Raw genomic sequence first — 8,792 nt, forward strand, 5'->3', positions numbered from 1 at the left:
CCCCCAACCCCCTCCTCCATAGACATCTCTGTCACCCAAGGTTCAACTCTCTACGTTGTGGATGGGCAAAAAGTTAAGAAAGGTCAATTGCTCGCAGAGGTTGCACTGGGCGGACGCACAACACGTGCGAATACAGAAAAGGCTGTCAAAGACGTAGCTTCTGACTTAGCCGGGGAAGTGAAGTTCGCTGATGTTATTCCAGAACAAAAAACTGACCGTCAAGGTAATACCACCACAACAGCCGCAAGAGGTGGTCTGGTTTGGATTCTCTCAGGGGAAGTTTATAACTTACCCCCTGGTGCGGAGTTGGTTGTCAATAACGGCGACACTATAGAAAGCGGTGGAGTTTTGGGAGAAACCAAGTTAACCACATTGCATGGTGGTGTGGTGCGTGCCCGTGAAGCAACTCCTGGTAAAGGAACGCGGGAAATTGAGATTATCACCGCTTCTGTGGTGTTAGACAACGCAATCGTCACCGCTCAAACTAGCCAAGGTCGCAACAACTATTTAGTCAAGACTGCTAATAACCAGGAATTTCACCTGCGAGCCACCCCTGGTACTAAAGTTCAAAACTCTCAAGTGGTAGCGGAGTTAATTGACGATCGCTATCACACAAAGACTGGTGGATTGCTGAAGTACGCGGGTGTGGAAGTTCAGAAAAAGGGCAAGGCGAAGCAGGGTTACGAAGTTGTACAGGGCGGGACTTTGCTGTGGATTCCGGAAGAAACCCACGAGGTGAACAAAGATATTTCCTTGCTGATGGTAGAAGATGGTCAGTTTGTCGAAGCAGGTACGGAAGTTGTCAAAGACATCTTCTGCCAAAACTCCGGTGTCATAGAAGTGACCCAGAAAAATGACATATTAAGGGAAGTGGTCATCAAACCAGGAGAATTCCTCATGGTAGACGACCCAGAAGCAGTCATGGGCAAGGACGGCACTTTTATTCAACCAGGTGAGGAATTGCTGGGACAAGTGAAGAACGAGTTGCGCTACATTGAGTACGTAGAATCACCAGAAGGACCAGCACTCTTATGCCGTCCGGTTGTTGAGTTCCCCGTACCAGACAACCCCGATGTGCCAGCGACGACATCAGTGAGTCAGCAAACAGGGCGTTCGATTCAACTGCGGGCAGTACAGCGTTTGCCTTACAAAGACTCCGAACGCGTCAAGACTGTTGAAGGTGTGGAATTACTCCGGACTCAACTGGTGCTGGAAATTGAGACCGAAGGAGAACTTGACCACAATGCTTCCCCATTGGCAGCCGATATTGAATTACTCAACGATCCCGATGACCCAGAAATTCAGCGCTTGCAATTGGTGATTCTGGAATCTCTGGTTATCCGTCGCGACATTACTGCTGATGCGACTCAAGGTAGTACGACGACTGCGCTTGAGGTGGAAGACGGACAAACCATTACCCCAGGGGCTGTTGTTGCACGTACCCAAATCTTGTGTAAAGAAGGTGGTATGGTACGGGGGGTACAAAAAGGAACGGAAACTGTTCGTCGCTGCTTGATTTTGCGTCATAGCGATTTGGTGAAAATGAATAGCATCACTGGCGTTCCCAAGGTAAAACCCGGTGATTTGATCGTCGAAGGTACAGAAGTGGCTCCTGGAGTCTTTGCTGAAGAGTCCGGACAAGTTATACAGGTGAAGAAGGTAGAGGGAGACAAGGGGGACAAGGGGGACAAGGTAGAAGAATCTTCTCCCTTGTCTTCCCCCTCTTCCCTAGCCGCCCCACCCACCTACACTCTCACCATCCGTGTTGGTCGTCCTTACCGAGTCAGTGCTGGTGCTGTGTTACAGGTGGATGATGGCGGATTGGTACAGCGCGGTGATAACTTGGTGCTGTTGGTGTTTGAACGGGCGAAAACTGGCGACATCATTCAAGGTTTGCCCAGGATTGAGGAACTTTTGGAAGCTCGTAAACCAAAAGAGGCTTGTGTTTTAGCACGTCGTTCTGGAGAACTCAAAGTTGTTTACGGTGATGGCGATGAAGCGATCGCTGTCAAAATCATTGAAGCAAGTGGTGTTGTGACTGATTATCCTATCGGTCCCGGACAAAACTTAATTCTTTCAGATGGACAAACAGTGAATGCGGGACAACCAATTACTGACGGACCGTCAAATCCTCACGAAATTCTGGAAATTTTCTTTAATCTCGGTTCTGAGGATGGAATTTATGCTTGTGCGAGTCTAGCGTTGCAGAAAGTACAAACGTTCTTGGTGAATGAGGTTCAGTCAGTTTATCAATCCCAAGGTATTGATATTGCTGACAAGCACATTGAAGTGATCGTCCGCCAGATGACATCTAAAGTTCGGGTAGACGATGGTGGTGACACCACAATGCTTCCTGGTGAATTGGTGGAATTGCGCCAAATCGAGCAGGTCAATGAAGCTATGGCAATCACTGGTAGTGCAAGAGCACAGTATACTCCCGTGTTGCTCGGTATCACCAAAGCATCTTTGAATACCGACAGCTTTATCTCCGCCGCATCCTTCCAAGAAACAACAAGGGTCTTGACCGAAGCCGCTATTGAAGGCAAATCTGACTGGTTGCGCGGTTTGAAGGAAAACGTCATTATCGGCCGATTGATTCCCGCCGGTACTGGGTTCAATGCTTATGAGGAACCAGGCACGATTGAAGATTACTCTACTGATATGAGTAGCAGTGTCTTGGATGAAGTTGACGATCCTCTCGACATGGTTCTTGACGATCGCACTGCCCGTGCGTATCAATTAGAACCTCCATCAACTTTAGGCTCAGATGGATTCCGACGCACTCCTGATAAGGACATTTTGGATGACGATGATTTGTTGCTCACAAATGCCACTGCGATCGATCCTGAAGATGACCTTGTGGAAGAAGAAGATTATGGCGAAGATGACGAAGATGATGAGGATTTGTACTAGATAAATAGCCCTCTGACTAAAATTCTAGAGTTACACAAAAAAAGTCCGCGCAAGCGGGCTTTTTTTTACTCCCTTCCCTCCAAAAGATTACCTAAACACGTAGGTAGGGCTATGCCGCACGTTTGCTACAAAAATTATTAATTTTAGAGTGGAAAGGGAGTCATACATTGATTTTTAGTTATGTTGATTGAAATTACCAACCTTGTTCTTGGATAACTTGTACAATCTCAGCTTCCAATATTTGAAAAGCTCTTAAAGCTCTTAAAGGAGAAAAATCATTTATAAGTTCTGCTACTCGGTGAACGCGTTCATGAACTGAATATTGCTTTAGTCTCCGACCTGTCAATCCACTGGCTTCGTACAAAAGTTTATGAAGAATATCTTTAGGATTTGGTAGTTGTTCAAGTGTTGCAATAAGTGGTAGTCGTAATGGCTGATTCCCACGAGGATTTCCTGCAGCATTCCGTATTGCGATTTCATCAAATAATAGCCATGCTTCTTGCATACGTACTGGAATAACACAAACAGTAGGTGGTACTGCCACTGATTCTTTTATTGCTTCTTCTACCGCTTCTCGGATCTCAGCCATACGTTTTTCGCGTGGTTCCTTTTCTGCATCACGGTGAATGAACAAGAGGTCACAGGGATAGAGATCTAAACCGTTCTTAATGCGTTGCCCCAGAGTTTTGGGTGGTTTGGGTAAGCGTCGCAAATCCGCCCAAGTAGATTGAATAGCGCATTCAACTTGATGCTCTTGTAATAACCAGGTCAAAATTGACATGAGTGCTTTGTCTGAACTGCCATCTGACAGCAATGTGTAAGAAAGTTCTTTCATGCCAAGTCAGTAGGAAATCCAGGAATTAGTGGTTGAAGATCGGCTCTATCCACAACTCGACGTTTTTTTGGTTGTGTTGTTTTTGATGGTTGAGGGCTTTCTGTCTTCCCATTACTATCAACTTCTGTGTCATTAAGTATAACTGGATTCAAGTAAGCAAGTAATTTATTTTTGGGGACAACACTCACTCCTTCCGGTGCTTTTTGTCTCCAAGTCTCAGGTAAACAACCAAAAGATACTCGTTTAAAGCGCTGTCCCGAACGTACCATTTCCTTTAATTCAGCAACCAATAAGCTGTCATCAGGTACTTGCATCACTACAGCTGGTGAGTGAGTATTCACAATCACTTGACGAAGTGGATTATCTATAGTTATAGGTTCATCAACATCAGTAGCAATATCTTGAAGCAGCTTGAGTATTTTTGGAATCCGTTCTGGATGAATACCATTCTCTGGTTCCTCCAGACACAAAAGACCTTGTGCTTGGGGGTCTAACTCCAGAACAGCTAACGCCAAAAAGCGGAGAGTTCCATCGGATAAAGCCCTTGCCGGATAGGATGTGCCGTCTGAACCCGTTACTATTAATGTTAAAAGTTCGTGGGGTTCGTCCCTATCTATCCCCACTTGACCCACATCCTCAATGAGTTCCGCTAAACGATTGGCAACTTGGCTGTAAACTTGTGCTTCTGTCTCATCGTCTGATACTCCATTTGCTAAATGGTTCTTGTTGAATTTTGCCAGGTGATAAAGTGTTGCAGCCAAGTGAGAGCCATCCATGTCCAATTTTGTTGGAGATGTAAATTTGTCTGGTCGCCGTAATGCTGAAGGTTCTAATTGTAGTAACCGCCAGGATTGCATTTCTCTTCGGGCTAGCAACACTGTTGGACTTTCGGCAGCATTGGCAACAGAAAGTACAGTTCGGGGCAGATTCATTGCTAACCGATGTAACGGTTTTCCTTTTATACCATCTTGATGTAGTTTAATGACAGTTTTACCTTTGTCATCTTCAGTTGAAATAAATGGTGAAGTTCGTCTTCCCTTAATAGCAGATTTACGCCATTCAACATTATGAGGAAACAGTAAATTTTTTTTGGCATCACCAAGGTTTATATGAACTAACTCTTCTCTCAGAATTTCTAGCGATCCAAAAGAACGAAGGCTATCATCTGTTCGATAGGCAAGGATGATGGTGTAGCGAAGAAACGTGATACTAGCTTCTGCCTTTTGTCCTAAATCGTCGATACCTTCATAAGGCACAATCATTTCTGCCTCAAAGGACATTTCATTTACATACTCATCCCCAACACGATGGAATAAGCTACGTACATCAGATGTTCTACCCCCTCGTTCGCGTACTGATAAAGCAGCTTCAATCAGAGGACAATCAGCAATCGCGCTCAAAAACCGGATAGCATCAAATAAATTAGATTTACCGACGCCATTAGCACCTGCGACACAAGTAAATGGTCCAAAACGAACATCGACATCCACTAAATTCTTAAATCCAGAAACTTTTAATCGAGTTAACATAATTTCCTTCTCTTGAAACTGAAACTGGTTGCAAGAGTTTACCTAAATATATCTTCCGCTAGCTGCTTTAACACTAGCAATTTGTCAGTTCATCTTGGTAGTACGGTATATCCAAGCAGCACTATTTCTTTTTAGGAGGTAGAGAATTGTGTCCTTTTGAGTTGTCTGGGTAAAGTTGTTGGCGTCCGTTGCGAATAATCCGTAACATTTCTTGAAGTTGCTGCTCAATATTTTCTAAAACGCTATCAGCGTACTCGTCAGCACCTTGTTCGATCGCTTCGGCTTCTGCAACTGCAGCCCGTCGCATTTCCTCAATTTCTTGCTGACAAGCGCGTCGTTTGCGATCGATTTCCGTAAGAGTCTCTTGCATCATCGCCTCACACTCTTGTTGTACTTGTTGCCGCATTTGTTGCGCTTCTCGTTCTGCTTGCCTCAAGATGTCGCTTTCATCCAAAATTTGTGCTCTTTTGGCTTGGGCTGCATCAACAATTTGTTGTCCGTATTCTTCTGCCTGTAGGAGGATTTCTTCCTTTTCTTGGAGAACTCCAGCTGCTTCCTGAAAAGCTTCAGGCAAAGAAAGCCGAATGAAATCTAGCTGATCGAGTAACTTGTCTTCATCCACCAACGTGCATCGCGTTAGCGGAATATTTAAACCTGAAAGAATCATTTCTTCGAGGCGGTTAAGTTCCTGCTGAAGATCTACGCCTCCTGTTGGCGTAGCGTCTCCATCGTAGGAGATTCCATTGGGGTACTCTTCCGAGAGGGGATTACCTCCGTTGTGATTTGGTTCGATATTTGGTTGTTTTGGGCGTAGCATTGGTAAATATCAAGGGCAACGTGCGGGGGAACAAGATGATTTATAGAGCCGCCAAACTTAGCAATCTCTTTTACAACACTACTACTTAAAAAACTATACTCGTTGGATGTTGCTAGAAAAACTGTCTCTATTTGATGCGAAAGGGTTTTATTAGTATGAGCCATCTGAAGCTCTACCTCAAAGTCGGAAATGGCTCGCAAACCACGAAGAAGGACTTGCGCTTCTCGCATTTGGGCATATTTGACGGTGAGACCATCAAAAGCATCGACTTCGACGTTAGTTAAATGTTGTGTTGCGAGACGAATCTGTTCCAAGCGTTTTTGGACGGTGAACAAAGGCGTTTTGTTGGGATTCCGCAAAACAGCTACAACAACCCGTTCAAACAACCGACAACCGCGTTGGATAATGTCAAGATGTCCTAAAGTGACAGGGTCGAAGCTTCCGGGATAGATGGCAATCACGATGACAGCTGCCTCAACGTTGATGAGGTGATTATATCTGACCTATTTTAAAATTTGAATTTTTAATTGCTTATGTACCTCTATGAACCCACAGCAACTTAAAATCTACGCTGTAGGTTGCCCAGCAGTTTTCTATGCATGCATTTTAAATAAAATATAAAATCAAAAAGCATTTCTGTTTTGAGGGTTTCAACAAACGCACTTTTCAACCCACACTTTTATTCTCTTGCCTTTTATGTACTTTTGTATGATACCGGACTTTTTTACTTTACCCTTGGCATTTCAATTTACTTCACCAGGCCCGACTCTGGTGAAGATAGGACCATTGGTTATCCGTTGGTATGGCTTTTTGATTGCTTCAGCCGTTTTGATTGGCGTTAGCCTTTCTCAATACCTAGCAAAGCGACGCGATGTAAATCCCGATTTGCTCAGCGATTTATCAATTTGGTTGGTACTTGGGGCTATTCCCGCAGCTAGATTATACTACGTTTTGTTCGAGTGGTCGGAGTACGCCCAGCACCCAGAACGCATCATTGCCATTTGGCAAGGGGGTATTGCTATTCATGGAGCAATTGTTGGTGGTGTCATAGCAGCATTAATCTTTGCCAAACTCAAGCGAGTGTCTTTTTGGCAATTAGCAGATTTAGTTGCTCCTTCATTGATTCTTGGTCAGGCAATCGGACGCTGGGGAAATTTCTTTAACTCAGAAGCTTTTGGCAGCCCTACTAATCTACCTTGGAAACTATACATTCCAGCAGATCGCCGTCCTCCAGAACTAGCCGAATTTAAATACTTCCATCCTACCTTCTTATATGAGTCTCTATGGGATTTAGCGGTATTCGCTTTACTGATAACATTGTTTTTTCGGAGTTTATCAGGCAAACCCTCTCTAAAAATCGGTACGCTATCTTTGGTTTATTTAGCAGGATATAGTTTGGGACGTCTTTGGATAGAAGGTCTTCGGACTGATAGTTTGATGTTAGGTCCATTGCGAGTGGCACAAATCGTCAGTCTAGTTGGAATTATTTTGGGGATAGGTGGGTTAGCTTGGCTCTATGTAGTCAAACGGCGTTTACCAGATGTTGTTTCCCCAGAATAAGGGGGTAGAGACAAGGGAGACAATGGGGACAAATGACTTTTGACCAATGACCAATTTCTTTTGACAAATGACCAAAAATAAAAAATGCCCCAGAGTGTTCTCTAGGGCTTAACCAGGGTGCATCTACCAATACATTCTTCTTAGCTAAGGGGGTACATCCGGAAAGCTACGGAAAAATGCCAAGATTTTTTTTAGAAGCTTTATGGCGTGCTTGTTTATGCGTGAATCTACTATCCTTTTAAGCGACAACAAAAAACTTATGACCGTAGAACCAGCAGTGTATATTGTAGGCGCGGGTCCTGGAGATCCTGAATTGCTCACGGTTAAAGCACAAAAACTACTTGCTGCTGCTGATGTGATTTTATTTGCTGATTCTTTAGTACCGCCACAGATGCTGCAGCTTTGCCGAGATGATGCTGAGATTATTCGCACTGCAAATAAAACTTTAGAAGAAATTGTACCCATTATGGTAGAACGGGTGCGATCGCAAAAATCTGTCGTGCGCCTTCATTCAGGCGATCCCAGTCTCTACAGTGCGATGTACGAACAAATGAACCTTTTGGCAGAAGCAAACATTCCCTTTGAAGTCATACCGGGTATCAGTGCTTTTCAAGCTGCAGCCGCCAAACTCAAATTGGAACTGACCGTTCCCGGCTTAGTGCAAACAATTATACTAACACGCATCAGTGGACGTACAGAAGTGCCCGCTACAGAAGAACTTGCAACTCTCGCCGCCCATCAAGCTAGCCTTTGCCTGTACCTAAGTGCGCGTCATGTTGAAGAAGCCCAAGCCAAGTTACTGGAACACTATTCAGTAGAAACACCCGTGGCAATTTGCTATCGTTTGGGATGGTCTGATGAGAGAATTTTGGTTGTACCCCTCAATCAAATAGCGGAGTGTACTCATAAAGAAAAACTAATCCGCACGACTGTTTACGTCATCAGCCCTGCATTGTCGCAAACAACAGGACGTTCCCGTTTATATCATCCCGAACACAGCCATTTATTTCGACATTAATGGGAATTGGGCATTGTTAAAAGTCATTCATTGCCCATTACCCAATCCAAAATCCAAAATCCAAAATCCAAAATCCAAAATCCAAAATCCAAAATCAAAAATCAAAAATCAAAAATCAAA

The 8,792-nt window shown here is 44.2% G+C and carries 7 protein-coding genes; 3 read left to right on the forward strand and 4 right to left on the reverse strand.

The genetic code is table 11. From position 1 onward, the window contains the following. On the forward strand, positions 1-2,913 hold a 2,913-nt coding region (locus tag F7734_RS59355; RefSeq protein WP_155753527.1), incomplete at its 5' end, for a DNA-directed RNA polymerase subunit beta''. A 193-nt stretch (positions 2,914-3,106) separates the two neighbouring features. Here F7734_RS59355 and F7734_RS59360 read toward each other — a convergent pair. The 4 genes from F7734_RS59360 to coaD all read right to left on the reverse strand — a co-directional run bounded on the left by F7734_RS59360 (position 3,107) and on the right by coaD (position 6,555). After that, positions 3,107-3,748, reverse strand: coding sequence for a DUF4276 family protein (locus F7734_RS59360; RefSeq protein ID WP_155753528.1), 642 nt, complete (start codon positions 3,746-3,748; stop codon positions 3,107-3,109). Continuing rightward, positions 3,745-5,277, reverse strand: coding sequence for an AAA family ATPase (locus F7734_RS59365; protein WP_155753529.1), 1,533 nt, complete (start codon positions 5,275-5,277; stop codon positions 3,745-3,747). The genes F7734_RS59360 and F7734_RS59365 overlap by 4 nt, the downstream gene beginning before the upstream one ends. A gap of 121 nt (positions 5,278-5,398) precedes the next feature. Beyond that, positions 5,399-6,094: a DivIVA domain-containing protein gene (locus F7734_RS59370; protein ID WP_155753530.1), complete on the reverse strand. Its 696-nt coding sequence runs from the start codon at positions 6,092-6,094 to the stop codon at positions 5,399-5,401. After that, positions 5,977-6,555 (reverse strand): pantetheine-phosphate adenylyltransferase, encoded by a 579-nt coding sequence (gene coaD, locus F7734_RS59375; protein WP_166482827.1) that lies wholly within the window; start codon positions 6,553-6,555, stop codon positions 5,977-5,979. The genes F7734_RS59370 and coaD overlap by 118 nt, the downstream gene beginning before the upstream one ends. 247 nt (positions 6,556-6,802) lie before the next feature. On the opposite strand from coaD, the gene lgt reads away from it, so the two are divergent. Both lgt and cobM read left to right on the forward strand, forming a co-directional pair. Further along, positions 6,803-7,654 (forward strand): prolipoprotein diacylglyceryl transferase, encoded by an 852-nt coding sequence (gene lgt / locus F7734_RS59380; protein WP_155753531.1) that lies wholly within the window; start codon positions 6,803-6,805, stop codon positions 7,652-7,654. Between the two features lie 217 nt (positions 7,655-7,871). Continuing rightward, positions 7,872-8,672, forward strand: a complete 801-nt coding sequence (gene cobM / locus F7734_RS59385; protein ID WP_155753532.1) for a precorrin-4 C(11)-methyltransferase — start codon at positions 7,872-7,874, stop codon at positions 8,670-8,672. The last annotated feature ends 120 nt before the right edge of the window (positions 8,673-8,792 follow it).

The organism is Scytonema sp. UIC 10036 (assembly GCF_009725235.1).

Excerpts from the sequence above, each read along its gene's own strand:
- cobM (WP_155753532.1), top strand. The coding sequence starts at position 7,872 with ATGCGTGAATCTACTATCCTTTTAAGCGACAACAAAAAACTTATGACC.
- F7734_RS59370 (WP_155753530.1), bottom strand. The coding sequence starts at position 6,094 with ATGCTACGCCCAAAACAACCAAATATCGAACCAAATCACAACGGAGGT.
- F7734_RS59365 (WP_155753529.1), bottom strand. The coding sequence starts at position 5,277 with ATGTTAACTCGATTAAAAGTTTCTGGATTTAAGAATTTAGTGGATGTC.
- lgt (WP_155753531.1), top strand. The coding sequence starts at position 6,803 with ATGATACCGGACTTTTTTACTTTACCCTTGGCATTTCAATTTACTTCA.
- F7734_RS59360 (WP_155753528.1), bottom strand. The coding sequence starts at position 3,748 with ATGAAAGAACTTTCTTACACATTGCTGTCAGATGGCAGTTCAGACAAA.